Annotated in this window: 16 protein-coding genes; 5 read left to right on the top strand and 11 right to left on the bottom strand. The window is 42.6% G+C overall.

Annotation, left to right across the window (positions count from 1 at the left end; all coding sequences use genetic code 11):
* The first annotated feature begins 16 nt into the window (after positions 1 to 16).
* The 3 genes from HY064_12295 to HY064_12285 all read left to right on the top strand — a co-directional run bounded on the left by HY064_12295 (position 17) and on the right by HY064_12285 (position 3,531).
* Positions 17 to 1,396 carry a hypothetical protein gene (locus HY064_12295; GenBank protein MBI3511438.1) on the top strand — a complete coding sequence of 460 codons (1,380 nt, stop codon included), beginning with the start codon at positions 17 to 19 and terminating at the stop codon, positions 1,394 to 1,396.
* A gap of 1 nt (position 1,397) precedes the next feature.
* Positions 1,398 to 3,059, top strand: coding sequence for a LysM peptidoglycan-binding domain-containing protein (locus HY064_12290; protein MBI3511437.1), 1,662 nt, complete (start codon positions 1,398 to 1,400; stop codon positions 3,057 to 3,059).
* A gap of 133 nt (positions 3,060 to 3,192) precedes the next feature.
* Positions 3,193 to 3,531 carry a MerR family transcriptional regulator gene (locus HY064_12285; GenBank protein ID MBI3511436.1) on the top strand — a complete coding sequence of 113 codons (339 nt, stop codon included), beginning with the start codon at positions 3,193 to 3,195 and terminating at the stop codon, positions 3,529 to 3,531.
* 175 nt (positions 3,532 to 3,706) lie between these two features.
* Here HY064_12285 and wcaF read toward each other — a convergent pair whose 3' ends face one another.
* Positions 3,707 to 4,255, bottom strand: coding sequence for a colanic acid biosynthesis acetyltransferase WcaF (wcaF, locus tag HY064_12280; protein MBI3511435.1), 549 nt, complete (start codon positions 4,253 to 4,255; stop codon positions 3,707 to 3,709).
* Positions 4,256 to 4,343: 88 nt separating this feature from the next.
* On the opposite strand from wcaF, the gene HY064_12275 reads away from it, so the two are divergent.
* Positions 4,344 to 6,557, top strand: a complete 2,214-nt coding sequence (locus HY064_12275; protein MBI3511434.1) for a tetratricopeptide repeat protein — start codon at positions 4,344 to 4,346, stop codon at positions 6,555 to 6,557.
* A gap of 3 nt (positions 6,558 to 6,560) precedes the next feature.
* Here the strand turns inward: HY064_12275 and HY064_12270 are convergent, their stop codons facing one another.
* Positions 6,561 to 7,310, bottom strand: a complete 750-nt coding sequence (locus tag HY064_12270) for a methyltransferase domain-containing protein (protein ID MBI3511433.1) — start codon at positions 7,308 to 7,310, stop codon at positions 6,561 to 6,563.
* A 161-nt stretch (positions 7,311 to 7,471) separates the two neighbouring features.
* Between HY064_12270 and HY064_12265 the strand changes: the two genes are divergently transcribed.
* The gene (locus tag HY064_12265) at positions 7,472 to 8,800 is read left to right on the top strand and encodes an HlyC/CorC family transporter (protein ID MBI3511432.1); all 1,329 of its coding nucleotides are present in this window, start codon (positions 7,472 to 7,474) and stop codon (positions 8,798 to 8,800) included.
* Here HY064_12265 and HY064_12260 read toward each other — a convergent pair whose 3' ends face one another.
* The 9 genes from HY064_12260 to wecB all read right to left on the bottom strand — a co-directional run bounded on the left by HY064_12260 (position 8,801) and on the right by wecB (position 19,925).
* On the bottom strand, positions 8,801 to 9,937 hold the full coding sequence (locus HY064_12260; protein MBI3511431.1) for a glycosyltransferase family 4 protein: 1,137 nt from the start codon (positions 9,935 to 9,937) through the stop codon (positions 8,801 to 8,803).
* Complete coding sequence (asnB, locus tag HY064_12255) at positions 9,930 to 11,825, bottom strand: asparagine synthase (glutamine-hydrolyzing) (GenBank protein ID MBI3511430.1); 1,896 nt, start codon at positions 11,823 to 11,825, stop codon at positions 9,930 to 9,932. Before asnB ends, HY064_12260 begins: the two co-directional genes overlap by 8 nt.
* Position 11,826: 1 nt before the next feature.
* Positions 11,827 to 12,900: a glycosyltransferase family 4 protein gene (locus tag HY064_12250; GenBank protein ID MBI3511429.1), complete on the bottom strand. Its 1,074-nt coding sequence runs from the start codon at positions 12,898 to 12,900 to the stop codon at positions 11,827 to 11,829.
* On the bottom strand, positions 12,863 to 14,155 hold the full coding sequence (locus HY064_12245; GenBank protein MBI3511428.1) for an O-antigen ligase family protein: 1,293 nt from the start codon (positions 14,153 to 14,155) through the stop codon (positions 12,863 to 12,865). The genes HY064_12250 and HY064_12245 overlap by 38 nt, the downstream gene beginning before the upstream one ends.
* On the bottom strand, positions 14,152 to 15,312 hold the full coding sequence (locus HY064_12240) for an acyltransferase (GenBank protein MBI3511427.1): 1,161 nt from the start codon (positions 15,310 to 15,312) through the stop codon (positions 14,152 to 14,154). Before HY064_12240 ends, HY064_12245 begins: the two co-directional genes overlap by 4 nt.
* 37 nt (positions 15,313 to 15,349) lie before the next feature.
* Positions 15,350 to 16,510, bottom strand: a complete 1,161-nt coding sequence (gene rffA / locus HY064_12235) for a dTDP-4-amino-4,6-dideoxygalactose transaminase (protein MBI3511426.1) — start codon at positions 16,508 to 16,510, stop codon at positions 15,350 to 15,352.
* Between the two features lie 78 nt (positions 16,511 to 16,588).
* Positions 16,589 to 17,728, bottom strand: coding sequence for a glycosyltransferase family 4 protein (locus tag HY064_12230; GenBank protein ID MBI3511425.1), 1,140 nt, complete (start codon positions 17,726 to 17,728; stop codon positions 16,589 to 16,591).
* Positions 17,725 to 18,837: a glycosyltransferase gene (locus HY064_12225; GenBank protein MBI3511424.1), complete on the bottom strand. Its 1,113-nt coding sequence runs from the start codon at positions 18,835 to 18,837 to the stop codon at positions 17,725 to 17,727. The genes HY064_12230 and HY064_12225 overlap by 4 nt, the downstream gene beginning before the upstream one ends.
* Positions 18,834 to 19,925, bottom strand: coding sequence for a UDP-N-acetylglucosamine 2-epimerase (non-hydrolyzing) (gene wecB / locus HY064_12220; GenBank protein MBI3511423.1), 1,092 nt, complete (start codon positions 19,923 to 19,925; stop codon positions 18,834 to 18,836). The genes HY064_12225 and wecB overlap by 4 nt, the downstream gene beginning before the upstream one ends.
* Between the last annotated feature and the right edge of the window lie 39 nt (positions 19,926 to 19,964).

The raw sequence follows: 19,964 nt of genomic DNA, 5'->3' as shown, positions 1-19,964 counted from the left end.
ACTTTATGTTTTAAAAATGAAACGCAGTGCTAAAAATAAGTTCGCTTACATCAATACGGTTGTTTTTACAACCTTGCTGACTGTATTCGGAATATTGTTTTTATTCCAGAAGCACGGCGGAGTTTCAGAAGTGGAAAAAAGACAGCTCTCCCCTATTCCGGTCTTTTCATGGGATTCACTTTTCTATGGAAATTATATTGACTCCATCGATCTTTTTGTTGCTGATAATTTTCCTTACCGGGATAAACTTGTTGATTTTTCTTTCAAACTCAAAGATGCAAGAGGATTCAAGGATAAGTCGATCGGATTCTACACCAAGCCAAAAAAAATGCTGACCGGCACGAGTATTCCATTAAAAAAATCTGATTCGCTCAATGATTCTGCAATAGTGGATTCGGATATACCTGCAGAAGGCGGAGAAGAAGTGGACAACCTGCTTATCTATAACGGAAGGGCCATGGAAATTTTCGGTGGCAATGATAGAATGGCAAAAGCTTATGCCGATGTAGTGAATAAATACGAGGTAGCGCTCGCTGGTAAAGCAACTGTTTACGCTGTGGTTGTTCCATCTTCCATCGAATTCAATTCACCGGGAAATTATCGCGGAAAAGAAAAACACAATATCCAGGCGATGTATTCGAACATGATGCCCGGTGTGAAATGCGTAGATGCTTATTCATTGATTGCCGCACATCAGAATGAATATGTGTATTACAAAACAGATCACCACTGGACGGGGCTTGGCGCTTATTACGCTTACGTTGCTTTCTGCAATACAGCCGGGATCACTGCACTTTCACTTTCTCAAATGGAAATGAAAAGTAAAACAAATTATCTCGGAAGTTTATACTGGGATACGCGTGATTCACGTTTGAAAGATAATGCTGATACTGTTTTTTACTGGAAGATACCGAACGCTTTTAAACCTTACATGTACACCAAAAAAAACCAGGAAAAAGCAGTAGGCGGTTCGCTCTATGCCGAGCATGCAAGCGGTGCTAATTCCTACGGTGTTTTTCTCGGTGGCGATTACCCGATGGTGAGAATAGATTCTGATGTGAAGAACGGGCGCAAAGTAGTGATCGTGAAAAATTCTTACGGCAATCCTTTCTCCACTTATTTCCCGGCGCATTTCGAACAGACATTCGTGGTGGATTACCGCTATTACAATTATAATCTTCTTGATCTCATTGAGAAAAACGGAATTACTGATGTTATTTTCATCAATGGGGTTTTTTCTGCGAATACATCGTGGCACCTTCACATGATGGAGAAACTCATGAAAAACCCGAAAAGCAATGCCCCGGCGCAGAAAGAAGATGTCCCCTCGAATAAGGATAGCCTGAAAGCAAAAGAAAGCGATTCCATTAAAAAACCGAAAAAAGAAAAGAACTGATATGAAAAATAAAGCAGAAGAAAAAAATATCGCCGGGAAGGAAAGAACGATGGTCCGAAAATATTTTCCTGCTGCACTTATTTTCATTTTCATCATTCCGCTCCTGCACACGCGTTGTACGAGTGCGCTCGGGCAGCCGGGACAGGATCCCAACGGAACTTTTCATCTGAAGATCGATACGGCCATCGATTCTTCCATTCATCTTGAGTACGACATGATCCAGTTCTTTGACCGCGATGCACTCGACCATTTTTATAAAAGCTGGAAGAACACAAAAAATAAAAAAATGTCCATCGTCCATCTCGGCGATTCTCATTTGCAATCTGATATTTATCCGGCGCGCATCCGCAGAAATTTTCAGCGCATCCACGGCGACGGTGGAAGAGGAATGGTGTTCCCCTACTCCACTGCAAAAACTTATTCCTCGCTCGAATATAAAACCACGCACACCGGCGACTGGACGTATGCGAAGAGTCTTGTCCTTCCCCCGAAACTTCCACTGGGCGTAATAGGAATGACCTCGAACACGGTGGACTCTGATGCTTCATTCACGTTTACTTTCGATTCTGCTGTTCCTCCTTCTTACGACAAGCTGCGTATCTTCTGCAAAAAATCGCACAACAGTTATGATATGCAATTCACTTTCGCTGAAAAGATCATTCTTGTTCCGGTAGATTCTGTTGCAGGTGATTCATTGCCTTACATTGAAATTAAAATGCCTAAGACCGATCATGTCCTGTCTGTGAAAATGGTAAAGAATAATCCGTACGAAAGCCAGTTTGAATTTTACGGAATGAGTTTGGAAACCTCTTCCAATACGGGAATGATCCTGCACAATTGCGGAGTTGGTGGAGCAAAATATGAATCGATCCTCTATGAAGATCTGTTCGATCAGCAATTACCCGCACTTGACCCGGATCTTGTGATCATTGATTTCGGAACAAATAACTATATCTACGAAGACAGTATTCATCCTGATATGGATAGTATTATTATTGCAACTATTCAGCGTGTGCGCAAAGATGTTCCCGAAGCTTCCATCATTCTCACAAGCACGCAGGATATGGTGCGCAAGGGTCATGATATGGTGTGCGGCGAACAATTCTCCGATCTCGTGCGTGGAATTGCACGCAAATATCACTGCGGGTTTTTCGACTGGTACTGGATATCCGGCGGACGCGGCACAATGGTGAAATGGGGTGATAAAGGATTTGCACAGCCCGACGGAATACACCTTTCCATAAAAGGATATAAACTGAAAGGAGATCTTTTTACCAATGCTGTTCTGCAAACAATAGACTGGATGGATAAAAATCCGGCAGGCGATTCCATCGCTTTCAATATGGACAGCATCAAACTCCTTCAGAAAAAATTATTAGTAGTCGATTCCACATGGAATGATTACAAAACGAGCGGAAAAACGGTGATCAAACATAAGGTTACGCGCGGGCAGACGCTGGGAGGCATAGCGAATAAGTATGGCGTATCTGTTGCGCAGATCAAGAGATGGAATAATCTTCACAGCGACATCATACATAGCGGGCAGGTGCTGATAATTTACAAGCCGAAAAACTGTTTTGTTATGCGCCATTTTTGTCCATCCTTCGTTGCATTTCTTGGCCGTAGTCGCTCCACTATGGCCTGCAAAATGCGCCTCGGCTGAACAAAAATGGCATCATAACAATTCCAAAAAATGAATTTTAAACAGCCTCTTAACTATAACATAAAAATATTGCAAGTATTGTTTTGAATGACAATTTGTGTATTTTGCGCCCTAAATCCTTATTTACACAGCTATGAAAACAAGATTCACACTCGACTTCAAAGTATTCAGCTTAATGCTGAAAGAACTCCGCGGAATAAAAAGAGAACTTCGCAACCTTAAAAGTTCAGGCGGCGGCAATTCCGGTGAGCAACCGGTAAGGAATATCTCCGACAAGATCCACAGTTCAGAAGTAATGAGAAGACTGAAGATCTCTCCTGCTACTTTAATTAAATATGAAAAACTCGGACTTCTTAAATTCCACAAAGAAGGACATGTTAAAGTTTATTCTGAATCCGAAGTGGTTGCTTTCAAAAAAATGAAAGGCAGAAGAAAACGTCTCGGAAAAAATTTCTTCAAGAAGAAAAAATAATTTTCTTTCCTTCTTATTGAATCGAAGATTTCAAGGGAAGCAAACCTGCTGTTCCGTTAATCTTCTTTAGGGCATCTCTAAAAACACAGAAATGCAAGGCGGTGTTTACTATTCGTAAATGAGGATTTTGAGGATGTAGTCCAATGCAGCAGTTCGAAGTTATTAGAGATGCCATTTATCCTGTTTTTCTTTCGCGCACCTTCACCGCAGGGTTACCCTGGTAAATTCCATTCGCATCCAGATCATCAGTCGCTACGGAACCTACTGTAAGCACAGCGTGGGAATGACAGGTAACGCCAGGGCAAACTACTGCCTTCGCTCCTATCCACACACCATTTTCAAGAACGATACTGCCCGTAATGAGATCGAATGAGGTTTTCTTGTAGTCGTGATTCCCGGTAAGCAGAAATGCGCCCTGCGAGAGACAACAATTATTTCCTATCTGCACATTCACCAGGTTATCGATCCACACAAATTCACCGATCCACGCGTGATCTCCTATTACAAGTCTCCACGGGCTTTTAATATTCACTGATGGTTTTATGACAACACCTTTTCCAACTTTTGCACCGAATAAACGCAATAGAAATTTTTTGAATTTGCAGAAAGGAAATCTTGAATTGAAGAATATTGCATTGATACGGAACCACAATGCCCGCCTAATGAACGAAGCACCTGGATCGAATGAAGAATTATTGAACGTAGAAAGATCAACTTGTGCCATGAAGTAAAGTTAATGATTCAATTGAAGTCGCCTGTTTACCAATACAAATACGGCGCACTGCATCAAATCTTATTATCTTAGAAGCTGTTTGAAATTCCATTTTATTCATATCCTGTTTTTTCTTTTGCTGCTGGTTGCAGCGAAAAATTCTTCCGCGCAAAAAAATAAAAGCGATAGTATTTACCGGCTCCTTACAAAATCTCCCGGCGATCGTTCCCTTCGCCACGATTTCATGGCTGCCTACAGGAAATTCTCGGCCGACAGTGCGTTGATGTACGGAGAGCGTGCGCTGAAATTTTCATTGGCAAAAAAAGACAGTCTTGCCATCGCCGACTGGTATTTGTACAATGCCGGTTCACTCGATGCGCTCGAAAGAAAACAGGAAAGCAAAGATGAATTTTTGAAATCGGCCGCAATACTTCGTTCTCAGAATGATACTTTTCTTCTTGATGATGCGCTGAATTCTCTGGGCTTCATTGAAACCAAAGAATTTCATTTCAAACAGGCGAAAGATGATCTGGAAGAAGCGAATGCAATGCGCATACGCGCGCACGACACAGCGGGCCTTGCGGGAAATCTTCTGAACATCGGTTACATGTATGGTGCCATGGGCGATTACCCGCGATCACTCGAATATTATTACAAAGCGCTCGATTGGGCACGGCTCATTGAAAATAAAGATCCAACCTACATGGGCAAGGTGCTCAATAATCTCGGCTCTATTTATATGGATCAGAAAAAATACAAGGACGCGATCGGATTTTTTCGCCAGGCGCTCATTTATAAAAAGAAACTCGGAAATAAAAACGATCTCGCCAGCACGTATAATAATATCGGTTCCAATTTCATGGAACAGAAACAATATGATTCTGCATTGTATTATTTCCGCATTGCACTCGATCTGCGCGAACAGACGCACGACTCGCATGGACTGGCGATCATTCACAATAACGTGGGACAGGTTTTTGAAGAGCAGGGACAACTTGCAAAAGCAGAAGAGGAATACCGGCTTGCTCTTGATCTGCGCGAAAGCATCAACGATAAAAACGGAATACTGGGTTCACTTACTTCATTGGGGAAATTACTCTGTAAAACCAATCGTTCGCCGGAAGGAATTTCACTTTTGCGCAGGGCGAACGATCTTGCCGTGCAGGAAGGAGCGCTTTCACAACGGTACGATGCATCGCTTGCTTTGGCCAAAGGATTGAATTACGCCGGGCAATACCAGGAGGGCTTGCAGTATTCACTCCTTGCACTCGACCTGAAAGATTCTATTCTGAATGTGGCGGCCGATGAGAATGCTGCCGAAATGAAAGCGCGTTACGATCTTGATCAGTCCACACGCGCGATCGAAAAACTGAAACAGGATCAGAAAGAAACTGCATTGAAAAATAATGCCGAACAATCGCGCATGCTCACACTGCTCATCTCCGGAAGCGTAGTCGCGGTACTCATCATTCTTTTCTTTTTTGTGCGTGTGCGCGAGAACAGGAAAGCGAGAAGAGTGCTGCAACTTGCGAATGATGAGATCGGGATGAAAAATAAAAATATCACAGACAGTATCAATTACGCAAAACATATTCAGCTTGCTGTTTTACCGGAGAAAGAATTGCTCACACAATATTTTCCGGACAGTTTTGTTTTGTACAAACCGAAAGATATTGTTTCGGGCGATTTTTTCTGGATACATCCTTCAGAAAATAAAATATGGTTCGCGGTTGCAGATTGTACCGGGCATGGCGTTCCCGGCGCATTCATGAGTGTACTCGGTTCTTCACAGCTTACAAATGCAGTAACAGAATCTCCTCATTCAACTCCATCAGAAATTCTTCACCGCATCGATCATGGAATCCGCAAGCAGTTGCACCAGGACAAAGCAGGAAGCGGTTCGCGCGACGGAATGGATATTGCATTATGCACCTGGGATCAGAAAAAAAGGGAATTGATTTTTGCAGGCGCGAACAGGCCTGTGATCATTTACAGAAATACCGCTCAACTTGAATTTCTTCTGCCGCAAAAAACTGCCATCGGTGGAATGGTGGATGAAGAAAAGAATTTTTCCGATCAATGCATTGTACTCGAAAAAAATAATGCGCTCTATTTGTATACCGATGGATTTCCGGATCAGTTCGGCGGGCCGAAAGGAAAAAAATTCAAATCGGCGCAGTTCCGCGATCTGCTTGTGAAATTCTCATCGGCAGATATGGAACATACCGGGATGGAGCTTGATCAAATGTTTGATGAATGGAAAGGAGAACTCGAACAGGTGGATGATGTGTGCGTACTCGGCATCAGGTTCTGATCGTCATTTTTTCCGAATGATATAGCTGAAGCCGACGGACTGCCTTAAACATTCCAGCTGGAAATACATCTTCGCCATTTTTTTCGCTTCAGCACGTGGCAATTTTCTTCTCCATTTCAATCCGAGAAAAGCAAAAAAAGATTTTATCCTGATGATATTCCTGATCATTGCCGCTCTTATGGGCCGCACCCATTTCACAGGAAGCGGATAAAACAAAACTGCTTTATGATAATCGATACCAAATCTTTTTCCGCCGGAAATTTTTTCCAGTTTCATTCCGTTGATCTTCGAATAATGTTCGAGCGCCTTGAACGATAAATGCGAATAGGATATTTCATGAAAACATTCCATGTAGGCAACGTAGCCGATGAAATGCCCTCCCTGTTTCAAAACACGCGCCACTTCGCTGAATGCTTTCCCAACATCAGGAATATGTTCGAGCACAGCATCCATGATCGCCACATCAAACATTTCATTTTCAAACGGAAGATTTTCTGCATCGCCCACCACCGTATGTGCGCCGCCTTCGAAGGGTTCTACTCCCGTCCACTTTCCGCCGGCTTTCTCCACGATGGACCTGTTCCTTCCATACCCGCAACCGATGTCCACCACATTTTTCCCGCGACAGAATTCCGCGAGATCATAAATATTTTCGTTGATGAAAATTTCGCAATCGGGCAACTGATCAGCGAGTGTGAGTTTGCGAACACCCATTCCCGGTACAATTTTTTTCTGAGAAGAGACTTCTGTCAACTGACTTATTTTTTCCAAAGATAGAATCTTCCGTTCACCCGAAGCTATTGCACATTTTGTAATCCACACAAGATGAGAGCAGCATGCGATGAATATTCAGTAATCAAACGTCTCCGGCGATTGTCGTATATTTGCATCCACTCCACACGGAACACGCCTCTATGGGCAGCGATCTTCTTCTCATTTTTTTCCTCATTCTCATTAACGCATTTTTTGTTGCTGCGGAATTTGCTATTGTAAAAGTACGTTCATCACAGATTGACCTGAAAGTGAACCAGGGCAGCAGCCGGGCAAAGATCGTTCGTCATATTCTCAATCATCTCGACGCTTATCTATCGGCAACACAATTGGGGATCACCGGTGCCAGTCTTATTCTCGGTGTTGTGGGAGAACCTTACGTAGCTGCGATGCTTCTGAAAATTTTTCAGAAATTTCATATTGTTATCCAGGAAAATCTGCTTCACAATATTGCTTTCATCACCGGGATAGTACTGATCACAATATTTCATATGGTACTTGGTGAACAGGTTCCGAAAATTCTTTCCATCCGCTATTCACTCGAAACTTCTCTCTTCGTTGCTTATCCACTTCGTCTCGCCTATATTATTTTTGCGCCTTTCACCTGGATGGTGAATAAAACAACGCGCATAGTATTGCGATTGTGTGGTGTAAAATTTTCAGCTGATCATGAAGCGATCCATTCCGAAGAAGAATTGCGTTTACTGCTCACGGAAAGTGAAGAAGGCGGCGCCATCAAACAATCGGAGCATGAACTGATCCAGAATGTTTTTGAATTCGATGACCGCACGGTGAAAAGCATTCTTGTTCCAAGAGTGAAAATCTCGGCGATCGATATCGATCTTCAGCCCGATGAAATTTTAAATAAGGTGATCGAAGAAGGTTATTCGAGAATGCCGGTGTACAGGGATTCGCTCGATAATATTCTTGGCGTTATTTATTCGAAAGATCTTTTGCGGTTGATGAAATTCGGCAAGATGGATCGTGTTTCAATCGAAGGAATTATCCGCCCCGCACATTTTATTCCCCAAAGCAAACACATCAATGATCTGTTGCGGGAATTTCAAACACTCCATATCCAGATGGCGATCGTTACCAATGAATTCGGCGGGATCACCGGGCTTGTGACGATGGAAGATGTGATCGAAGAACTTGTGGGCGAGATCCAGGACGAATACGATGAGGAAAAACCAGTGGTTGAAAAAAAGAGCGATCGTGAATTTATTGTGAATGCCATGTCGGCAATTCTTGATGTGAATGATTTTCTGCCGATCGCTTTGCCGGAGAGTGAACATTATGAAACGGTTTCGGGGCTGATGAATTATTTATTCGGAAGGATTCCTGCGGTGAATGAAAAAAAACAATTCGGTGGTTATGAATTTCTGATCCTGAAAAGATTCAAGCACAGTGTTGATACCGTGAAGATGACCGTGCTGAATGATGATCAATATGACACCGAAGAAAATTCCTGATCAGGAAAATATTTTTCTGTTACTTTCCATCAACTTTGTATCACTCGCATAACGTACTGCAAAACGAACAGCTCCTTCCGTCCATGGCCGGAATGCGCGTTCATCCATTTCCGCGATCTCATTTATTTTCCTCGCAAAAGTTTTCGCATCATTCAGCGGAAGATCCCATCCTGCATAATTTTTCGCAAGAAATTTCCACGGAGTTTTATCGGAAATAAGAACCGGTAATCCATTCTGCATGGCCTCAATGATCACATGGCCGAAATTTTCTCCTCTGGTCGGAAGAAAAAGAACATCGTGCGCACTCATAAGCGCGGGAATAGAATCGGAATCCACGGCTTCATGAAATTCCACATTCACGCATGCCGGCAACTGGCGCGCCATCGCTTCACACTCTTTCCAATAAGAATGATCATAAACGGGGCCGTAAAAATCGGCGGCGACGTTTGCTGTAACATGCCTGAGCGATTCAAGTGCAAAAAGAATATTTTTTTCGGGAGCGATTCTTGCCACCGTAATGAGGCGCAATTTATCACGCTTTTTATCTTTTGCTATCGCGTTGACTATCGAACGGCGAGGCAGGTTTCCAGCGACGAGTACATTGACTTTACCGAATATTTTCCGCGTTTCCTCTTTTTCTTTTTCTGTTGTAGCGTGAAAAGTTACGGCGCTGAAAAGTCTGCCGAGTTTTGCAAGAAGAAGAAAAATATTCTTTTTCGTTTTCCTTATCGCAAGCGCCGATGGGGCGAGCATTCCGCGTACCGCAACAACAGTTCTTATTTTATTTTTTTTTGCTATGCGCAAGGGCCAGTGTGTAAATGCCTGCGACCATATCCCGTTCAGATAGACCATGCCGGGTTTTTCATCCAGAATTATTTTTTCAATCGTTTCCTTTTTCAATTCACCTTTTGAAATGTAATAAACACGTTTGCCATCCGGAAGAATATTCCATTGATCACTCTTAATATTTTTGTACGGTATGTGATCGGTATAGTCGGTGTCTGCTGTCACCACTGAAAAATCGAATTCATTTCCGAGCTGTTCCATGAGATTTGCACACGATCGTACAGGGCCTCCTGCTTTTTCTCCCGGCAGGAACCAATCAATGAAAATAAGTATGCGTTTGCGTTCAGTCATCGATCCCGTTTTTATTCAGCCAATGTGCGAGCGCAACGAGCGGCCACACGCGCGACCACGTGACGCGAGGATCATCCTGCAGAAATTTTTTCCAGAGTTCATCGAGCCCTTTGGCGTTGAAATATTTTCTTTCGCCGAGTGAATGCAGCCGCACTTCGCAAAAACTTTTCAATTCATTCTTCATCCAGTTTTTCCACGGAAAAGTAAATCCCATTTTCGGACGGTCAACAATTTCACGCGGGAGAAGATCTCCCAATGAATCTACCAGTAATTTTTTGGGCGTTGACGGATATTTTATTTCATCAGGAAGAGAAAGTACATATTCCACCAATTTATAATCGAGAAAAGGAACGCGCACTTCCAGCGCATGCGCCATGGCCATCTGGTCGGTATCGCGTAACAGAACATTCTGCATGTACGTTCCTATCTCCAACATGGAAACACGGGAAAGTAAATGATGAGAAGAATTGCCGGAATTAATATTTTTTATTGCCGAATCAAATGCGCTTCCTCCCCGGGTTCTGCCATCGTAAATAGTCCTGATCTGATCTTCCATGAGCACCATCCTGTAAAAAGGATACGCAGAATTAAAATCGACAGCTGAAGAAGAAAGAATTGCCTTTCTTTTATCGCCGGCAACTCCACGTTTTAATTTCGAAGCAATATTTCCACCGGCACTTCTCATGGCGCGCGGAACAACATTCAGCCATTTTTTTCTTTCCAGTTCGGCCGCCTGCTTAAAAATACTGTATCCGCAAAAAAGTTCATCGCCACCCAAACCGGAAAGCGCCATGGTAATTCCGGCCTGCTTCGTTGCTTTTGAAACAACATAAGTATTCGGCCCGTCTCCACCGGGATGATCCATCGCATCAAGAGCAGCAGGAAGTTCATGCAGAAAATCTTCAGGTGACAATTTTATTTCATGATGTTCCGTTTTGAATTTCTCCGCGATCCTTCGTGCGTAAACCGCTTCACTGAATTCCGAATCATCAAACACTACTGAAAATGTTTTCACTTTTGAAACAGCGACTTCAGTCATCAGGGCAACGATGGCGCTTGAATCAATTCCACCCGAGAGAAACGCACCGAATGGAACATCAGAAACAAGACGGCATTCAACTGCATCGCGCAGCAATTGGCGCACTTTCTTTTTTACATTTTCATAATTAAATTTTTCTTTACCTGCTTCGATCTTCGGTGACCACCATTGGTGAATTTCTTTTTCTTTCTTCGTTCCGTTTTGATTATTCCTTATCTGCATATAGCTTCCCGGTGGAAGCATTGAAATTCCTGCAATGATCGTAGAAGGAGCATGAACGGTCTGGTAAAGGAAATAATCCCTGGTCTGTGTTTCGCTGATCTCCGGCTTCATCAAACCCGAAGCGATGATGCCGCGTATTTCAGAGGAAAAAATAAATTCATTTTCATTTTGAAAAAAATACAAAGGTTTTATTCCCATCCGATCTCTTACAATGAAAACTTCGCCGGCAGCATGCTCATAAACTGCAAATGCAAACATGCCGTTGAATTGCATGAGACAATCAGATTTCCATTTTGCATACGCAGCAAGAACAACTTCGGAATCTGAATTTGTTCTGAAAACAAATCCTTCCTGCTGAAGTTCTTTTTTTATTTCCCGGAAATTATACAATTCACCATTGAAGATGAGTGTATATTTTTTTCCGGCATGCTCGTACTGCATCGGTTGGTGCCCGGCAGAAGAAAGATCGATGATTGAAAGACGGCGATGACCAAGCGTAATCCCATTCTCAGAAAAAATTCCTTCATCGTCGGGTCCGCGGTGCGCGAGCGCGTTGTTCATGCGCTGAACTTGTTCGCGATGATCGCTTTTTCCGTTAAGGCCGATAATTCCGTTAATTCCGCACACACTATTTTTTATTAAAGTTAATCAAGAAGCTGTGAAGTGTTTTTGCCCACGAAGCCGGTGTTATACGCTGCGCAAATTCATGGCTTCTTTCTCCCATTGTAAAAAGCTGTTCATCCTTCATTTCTGCTATTTTTTTTATTGCACGCACGATCTCCTGGACATTTTCCGACAGAAACATAAAACCATTTTTATTTTCTTCGAGAAAAGTTTCTGCAGCGCCCACTTTATTGCTGAGCAGAAGCGGAAATCCAGCTGCAGAAAATTCCTGTACGGCTACACACCAGGGCTCGATCCTGCTCGGCAGAATAAAAACACCTGCATCACTCATGATCTTTCCCATTTCACCCGGTTGCACAAAACCGAAATGACGGATGGAATCATGTTTCACCGGAACAAGATCGCCCGTACCGAGACACCATAATTCCCAATCATTATTATTTTCTTTTTTAAAACGGATGAATGCTTCCCATAATTCTTTCAGTCCTTTGAAATCATAATAGCGGCCGGCATAAATGAATTTATGTGGAAATTTTTTCTTCTTCTCATTTGCGGAAGTAGAAAATATTTCATTGAAGAATGCCGTGTCGGCGGAATAAAATCCGGTGCGGATATTTTTTTCCTGGAATCCCAGTTTCATCGCGAATTTTTTCTGTGCATTGCCGGGTACCCAGGCATGCGTGAAAGTTTTTCCGACTGTAAGAGATGAAATAATTCCTGCCACTTTTTGACGAAGCGTTCCTTCCCATTTGTTGTCCATGGCCAGCACCACCGGAATCTTATTTTTGAATTTCCGGCAAACAGCCGTGTACTTTTTATCAATCCATCCGCTGCAGAGAATCAGTTCCGGTTCTATTTCATAGGCAAGTTTCAAAAGCTGGTCGCCGTACATTTTTTTTCCATCATATTCTTTGAAAGAAATTTCATTCCTGAAAATAAAAGGAGCTTCGTCATTCACCGGGTAACGCACAAGATGGATCTCGAATTCACCGAAGCGAAGATTGAATTCCCTGATGCAAGCCAGTGTATAACCGGCTATTTCAGTGTACAGGATCAGTATTTTCCTCTTGTTCGACATTGGCAGGTATGGAATTTTCGACTGATTTATTCTTACGTTGTTTTCCGCAGAAGTAATAGATCCAAAAGAAAAGTGGTAATCCATTAAGGAAATAATTTCCCTGGCGGATGAGGTAAAGCATAATAAGCACGAGCACTGCATTGGAAATTATCCAGAGATCGTCAACATCGCCGTCCCGTTTCCTTACGTAAAAGCGAATAATGAACACGATGATGAAGATGACTCCCATCAAACCTGTTTCAGAAAGAAGCCTTACAAATAAAGAATTTCCATCCGCCTTATTGAAGTGAATGTCGAGTACACCCTCATTTTTAGTAAGCGAATATTTATCGAATGCAATCTGGTGAGAACCGAGGCCGGTTCCGAAAAAAAAGTTGCTTTTAAAATTTTCGGAAGCAATGTGAAAATTATTGTAAAGGACAAAACTGGAAGAATTCACATTCTCCGTCGAAAGCTCCTCCGTTTGCCACAAAGACATGGACGTGTCGATCCTGCTTTGGAATTCAGGCACGTTGTTATATAACACAACCCCACCCGCAATGATCACCGCCGTACCCATCACGAAATAAAGCGCTCTTCCATAATTGAGAATGATGAGAAAAAGTGAAATAAAAAAACCGATATAGCCGGTTGAAGAAGTGGTGAGGATGATCACAGCGAGTATCAACACAGATTCAAATTTCGTGAGCTTGTAGCGCTGCACACCTGGAAGAAGATTCAGGAATGCAATGAAACCTGCAGGAGAAAGAACAATTGCACACTGTGATGCTTCAGAAAAAACAGAGTTAATACGTATGCCGAAATTACTAGTGACGAATGCCCATTTATTAAAAAGCCAGGAATAATTATAACCAGGCGAAAAGTGGGCGTAATAAGAAAAGAACTGGATGATACCGATGTAAGAAATAAGTACAGCACCTTTCAGGTAGAACGTGAAAAGTTTATCGAGATCCATTTTGAAATAATGCACCACGCCGTAATAAAAAATTATGGAGAGTGTCATCCCGATGAAGATCTTGAGAAAAAGGTCCCACGTATCATTGCCGATCAGGATCTCAATCACACCCGTTAAAAGGAGCGCCACAAGTATGGCAATGCTGTTGCCAGAAATTCCGAAACGGGTAATGAACACCGGCAAAAGCAGAATGAAAACCAGGTAGTGAATATATCCTTCGAAAGGTTCCTTGAAAAAAGTAATGGAACTGATGAAAATGGAAATCCAGATAAGAATATTGATTATCCTGGTTTGTCTCATTGTGCGGATTTTGCTTCATTGCCGCTCATCACTTTCGTGAATTTCTTTTTCATGCGGATGAAAGTCCTCTCATAAATATAATAAGACAGAATGGATATCAGAACAGTTCCGGCGATTCCCAAACCATAATGAGCAATGTCGGCCTCAATTCCACGTAAACCAAAAGTAAATGAAGAGAGGCGGATGACGAACACTAAGACAAACATGTGATACATATACATTCCGTAAGACACATTTCCGAGTAAGTTGAATACTCGATTCTCCAGTTTCAGAAGCGATTTTGTATTGGAAGAAACATTCATGATGATGACCAGGAAAAGAACGGAATAAAAAAGATGAATTCCATCCTGGATCGCTTCCGGCGTAAAAAAGATGAGCAAAGGGATCAGAATATAAGCGCTGAGCTGAACAACAGGAAGGTAAATGAGTTTAAGAAATTTTTCTTTTTTATTAAATAACAAACAGGCGCCGAGTCCGCCAATAGCCATGCATTCCATTTTTGTCATTGCAATAAATGCTTTGATGGAATTGATCCAGTAATTATGCGGAATGAAATGAACAAGCACAAGCATCGCACACTTCAGCGCAACGATGAGTATGATGAAAATAATGAGCACGCGGAAAAGATTCGAAAATTTTTTCGCGATCCACGGCCAGATGATATAAAATTGTTCTTCAACTCCTATCGACCAGGTTTGCCCGATGTGAGGAACGGACGGGAACATAGCGAGCGCAAGATTCGGAAGCATAAAAAAGAAAAGCCCGAATTTGAACCAGAAATGCTGCGGAAGAAATTTCTGAAAATAATCAAGATGAAGAAATGAGATATGTGGAAAAATAAAAAATCCGGCGAATATGAGCAGGTAGTACACCGGCCAGATACGGAATATCCTGCGCAGGTAGAATGCCCTCACTGAAATTCTTCCTTCCTGTTTTTTTTCTGAAAGCAAAAGATACGTGATAAGAAAACCACTGAGCACGAAGAAAAAATAAACTCCCAATCCTCCGAGGTTGAAGAACACCGGTTCATTCCACCTGCTCCTGAGCCCGATCATCGTCTTCAGCATCTCAACGTGCGTGATGATCACGGCCAATGCCGCAAAAAAACGGAGACCGTTAAGACCTGGAAAATAAACCTTGGTTTTGTGCTCACTCATAGAGCGGAATTGGCACACAAATCTAACGATAAACGACCTATTTTTCCGAATAGAATTCCAGCACTTTTTCGCACACGCGCGAAAGTTGTTCTTCCGTCAATTCATGAAACAAAGGCAAACGCACAAGACAATCGCTGAAGCGATCGGCATTCACAAGTTTTCTTCCATCGTGCCGGTTCCGGAAGAAAGGGCTTTTGTGCAATGACTGGTAATGAAAAACAAGATGAATATTCTGTGCGGCGCAATCGCGGATAAGTGCATCGCGCTCTTCCTGTGAACGGCAAACAAGAAAAAAGATATGCCCGTTATGATCCGTTCCTTTTTCAATTTCGCAAACGCCGATTCCTTTTTTCACAAGAGCATCATGCAACCGATCGTAATAATTTTTCCAGTTGGAAATTCTTTTTTTATTGACCACGTCAATGCATTCCAATTGTCCGCAGAGAAATGCCGCGTTCAGATCCGAAAGTGAAAAAGAAGAACCGAGACTGGTCCATTCATAACGATTCACTTTTCCACTGAGAAAAGATCTCCTGTTGGTGCCATTTTCATAGATCTCCTGCGCACGTTCCACCAGCGATGCATCATTCACACAAAGCAACCCACCTTTTCCCGCGATCACATTTTTAGTTTCGTGAAAAGAGATCGTTCCGAGATCGCCAAAAGTTCCGAGATATTTTCCGTCGCACTTTACATCGATCGCGTGTGCTGCGTCTTCTATGAAGTGAATATTATTTTTTTCGCAGATCATTTTGAGTTGCGCAGGATCGCATGGCACGCCTGCGTAATGCACGCAAACAAGCGCACGCGTACGCGGGGTGATGAGTTGCTCTACCGCTGCCACATTCATATTCGGATGATCCTTCGTTGAATCGGCAAAAATAATTTTCGCTCCCATCAGCACAAATGCATTTGCAGTACTCACAAAAGAATACGAGGGCATGATCACTTCATCACCGGGGCGGATGTTCAGCAGCAGTGCCGACATCTCGAGTGCAGAAGTACAGGAATCGGTGATCAATGCGCTTCGCAGTCCATATCGTTTTGTAAAAAAATCTGCGGCGCTTTGTGCGTATGGGCCATTACCCGAAATATTTCCCGCCTCCACAGCTTTGCGGATATATTCCAGTTCCCTGCCAACGACAGCAGGTTTGTTGAACGGTATGAAATTATTTTCAGTCAGGTATTTAGAAGCCATCTCAAAATTGCGTTTAAAACTTTTTCACCGCGAAGGCGCTAAGAGCGCAAAGCCACTGTGGTAATTTTGGGATGGCTTCTAATTATTTTCGTCGCAGAATTTCTGAATTGAATGTACGGTTTTCATTGCAATATCATTCCACAGGAAGTTCTGTTTCACTTTTTGTTTTGCCTTTATTTTTTTCTGCATCAGTTCTTCCCGTGTACAATTCAACACCTCTGAAAAAACTTTCTGCAGGAAATCACGGTCACCGGGCGGAATGAGCCAGCCCACAGAATCATCGACCATCACAGAAGTTGCACCTGTATCTGTAGCGATCACGGCCATTCCGCAGGCAAGCGCTTCCATCACCACATTCGGCATTCCTTCAGAATGGCTGGGGCAAACGAGCACATCTGAATCGACCAGTATCTTTTTTATTTCACCGGCTTCCCGCATTTCGCCATGGTATTTTATTTTTTTATTCCTGATCTTTTTACTTTCAGGAACAGGCCCGATGAAATGAAATTCAAAATCCTCTTTCAGATTTTTCAATACGTCGTTGAGTTCTTCCACTCCTTTGCGCCGTTCATTTCTGCCAATGAAAACAATTTTCCGAGGATCATGAACTTCACTCACTTTGTCAGTCGTCCACTCCGGTGAAATTCCTGTCGGTAACTCTATTATTTTTTTGCGGGGAACACCGAGCACTTCGATGAGCGGAGTTATTTTTCCGCCATAAGAAAAAACAACATCGGCATTTTTCACATTGTACAAAACAGGATGACGGAGCAATAACCTGCTTTCGAGAGATGACCTGAGCGAAGGTTGGCGCTGAAACATTTCGTACCCGTGAAAATTCACGCCGACCAATGGAAACTGTTCTCCCTTCGATCTCCGGTTGAGTATTTCCCATGCTGTGAATCCTTTCGCATAAATAAAATCAGGCCTGGATGCTTCTTTCATTTTTTTATAAATGCGAATAGAGAACTCATACGATTCACGGATGTAATGCCCGGGCATTTTTCCAAAATCGGGAAATACAACCGGAACAGAGCGGATATTTTTCTTTTCTTCCTCCGAGAATCCATCCAACTCATCGTATTTGTCATTCACGATATGATACAGATCGATCTTCATGCCCGCAGCCGCAAGAAATTTTGCGAGATAGAAACTATGCTTCTGCATTCCACCGATCACGTGCGGATAGATCCCGTCTGTAAGCAAAGCGATCTTCATCGGAGGATCTTTTTATATTGTTCGGTGAAATTCTTTTTTGTAAAATATTTTTCAGCGAGATCTTTCATCCTTTTTTTCTCGTCCATGTTTACCGCAGAAATATTCTTCATGTCATTTTCATGCAGAAGAATTCCTGCATTATTCTCGACGGTGAAAGCAGAATAATCGCCAAGCCCGGGAGAGATGATCACTTTGAGCCCGGCGGCAAGGTACTCTGCAAATTTTACCGGTGAAGCCACTTCATTTGTCACACTTTTTTCGCGCACCAGCCAGCCATAATCGCAACTGGAAAGCAGCGCATTCACTTCCGTATGTTCCACCCAAATATGTTTTACGCGATCTGGAAATTCTTTTTTCAACTGAAGTTCTTCGGGAATCTGTTTGGTCATCATCAGTAAACAAAGACGCTCATTATTTCTGAACATTTTTTGCAGAACCTCATCCAATTGCCGGAGCGATTGCCATCCTGCTCCTGAACCGGAATATGCGATAACAATATTGCCGTTTGCAAATCCGTGTCCTGTTTTTTTTTCATTTGAATTATTCTTTTGCATTTCGTTGTTAAGCGTGCAGGGAATCACTGCATGTTCATCGTCATTGTACCCGAAATTTTTTTTCCAGTATTCTACGAGTTTTTCAGAGACCGCAATACGGGAATCACATTTCCGCACAGCAGTTTTCTCGAGCAGAGAAATTTCTTTTTTTACTTTTTCATCGGGAACAACATTGTATTCATTGAGTTCAGCCGTGTAAGCGCCGCGTGCATCAAAACAGATCTTCTCATTTCCCCTGTATTCGAGAGCAAGATTTGCCGCAAATGGCCCACGTGCAATGATGACGTCCGGTTTTACTTTACTGATCACTCTTTTCAACGCAATGGAATTCCATCTCCAGTTCCTGGTGCGTGGAAACATTCTTTTGACGATAGCTTCGTGGAATTTACCGGTGATCGCCATTTTATTTCTGCTGTAATCACGGATAGAAATGAGCGCAAATAAAGTGACCTTGCATTGCAATTCTTTTTCCAGGAACCTGCACACATCGATCACCTGCCCTTCGTAAATCCCGGAAGGGGCATCATTGTAAGTAAAAAAGAGAATACGTTTCAAAGCAGGCCGGCTAATTTTTCAAAAATGCGTTCTGTGGCTTTTCCATCCCAGTATTCCGGAATTTTCCCCCTTTTGAAATTTCCGTTTTCAATTTCAGAGATTTTATTTTTGATCCGTTCATTATCGAATGAGAGTAAAACATTCGTTCCTGTAGTGACCGTTACAGGTCGTTCTGTATTCGGCCGGAGCGTAATGCAGGGAATGCGGAGGAAAGTGGTTTCTTCCTGAATCCCGCCGCTGTCTGTAATTACAAATTGAGAATTCCGGATCAGTTTCTGAAATGAAAAATAATCGAGCGGTTCTGTAAGCCGTATTTTTTCATTGACAATGAATTCTTTTTCCAATCCGAATTCTTTCATTTTATTGCGCGTGCGCGGGTGAATGGGAAAAACAACCTGGTGCGAAACTGAAATATGGGAAAGTAAGTCGGCCATTTTTCCGAGCCCTTCTTTTGTATCCACGTTCGAAGGGCGATGCATGGTAACGAGAATATATTTTTTATTCCCGATACCGAGCACTTTTTCCACCTCAGAGTCGCTGATCTTTTTTTCAAACGCAACCATCGTATCGATCATCGTATTCCCGACAAAAAAGATTTGTTCCTTTTTTTTATTTTCTTTTTCAAGGTTATCGATGCCGCTTTGTTCCGTAACGAATAAAATATCGCTGAGTTCATCGGTGACAATTCTGTTGAATTCTTCCGGCATGGAACGGTCGAAACTTCTGAGCCCGCTTTCGATATGAGCTAATTTCACTCCGGATTTATTCGCGGCTAGTGCGGCAGCAAGAGTTGAATTGACATCACCGGGAACCATGATGAGATCGGGCTTTTCATCACGGATCACTTTTTCGAGCCCTTTCATAATGGCGGCGATCTGCTCTACCGGTGAACCCTGTCCTATATTCAGATTTATATCGGGTTGCATTCCGAACTGGTGAAAAAAAACAGCAGCCATCTTATCATCGTAATGCTGTCCGGTGTGAACGATCTTCAAATTGAAGTGGGAATATTTTTTCGCCACTTCACGAAAACGTGTGACCTTGATGAAATTCGGGCGCGTGCCTACAACAACGAGGATTTTTTTCATGAAAGAGGATATGTGAAGATAGGATTCCGCAATGAAAAG

The organism is Bacteroidota bacterium, assembly GCA_016194975.1.
GTDB lineage: Bacteria > Bacteroidota > Bacteroidia > Palsa-965 > Palsa-965.
This window is presented reverse-complemented; position numbering and strand designations above follow the sequence as displayed.

Coding starts and splice junctions, on each gene's coding strand:
- HY064_12250 (MBI3511429.1), bottom strand. CDS start 12,900: ATGTCGAACAAGAGGAAAATACTGATCCTGTACACTGAAATAGCCGGT.
- HY064_12245 (MBI3511428.1), bottom strand. CDS start 14,155: ATGAGACAAACCAGGATAATCAATATTCTTATCTGGATTTCCATTTTC.
- HY064_12295 (MBI3511438.1), top strand. CDS start 17: ATGAAACGCAGTGCTAAAAATAAGTTCGCTTACATCAATACGGTTGTT.
- wecB (MBI3511423.1), bottom strand. CDS start 19,925: ATGAAAAAAATCCTCGTTGTTGTAGGCACGCGCCCGAATTTCATCAAG.
- wcaF (MBI3511435.1), bottom strand. CDS start 4,255: ATGGCACAAGTTGATCTTTCTACGTTCAATAATTCTTCATTCGATCCA.
- HY064_12240 (MBI3511427.1), bottom strand. CDS start 15,312: ATGAGTGAGCACAAAACCAAGGTTTATTTTCCAGGTCTTAACGGTCTC.
- HY064_12290 (MBI3511437.1), top strand. CDS start 1,398: ATGAAAAATAAAGCAGAAGAAAAAAATATCGCCGGGAAGGAAAGAACG.
- HY064_12265 (MBI3511432.1), top strand. CDS start 7,472: ATGGGCAGCGATCTTCTTCTCATTTTTTTCCTCATTCTCATTAACGCA.
- HY064_12260 (MBI3511431.1), bottom strand. CDS start 9,937: ATGACTGAACGCAAACGCATACTTATTTTCATTGATTGGTTCCTGCCG.
- HY064_12230 (MBI3511425.1), bottom strand. CDS start 17,728: ATGAAGATCGCTTTGCTTACAGACGGGATCTATCCGCACGTGATCGGT.
- HY064_12285 (MBI3511436.1), top strand. CDS start 3,193: ATGAAAACAAGATTCACACTCGACTTCAAAGTATTCAGCTTAATGCTG.
- rffA (MBI3511426.1), bottom strand. CDS start 16,510: ATGGCTTCTAAATACCTGACTGAAAATAATTTCATACCGTTCAACAAA.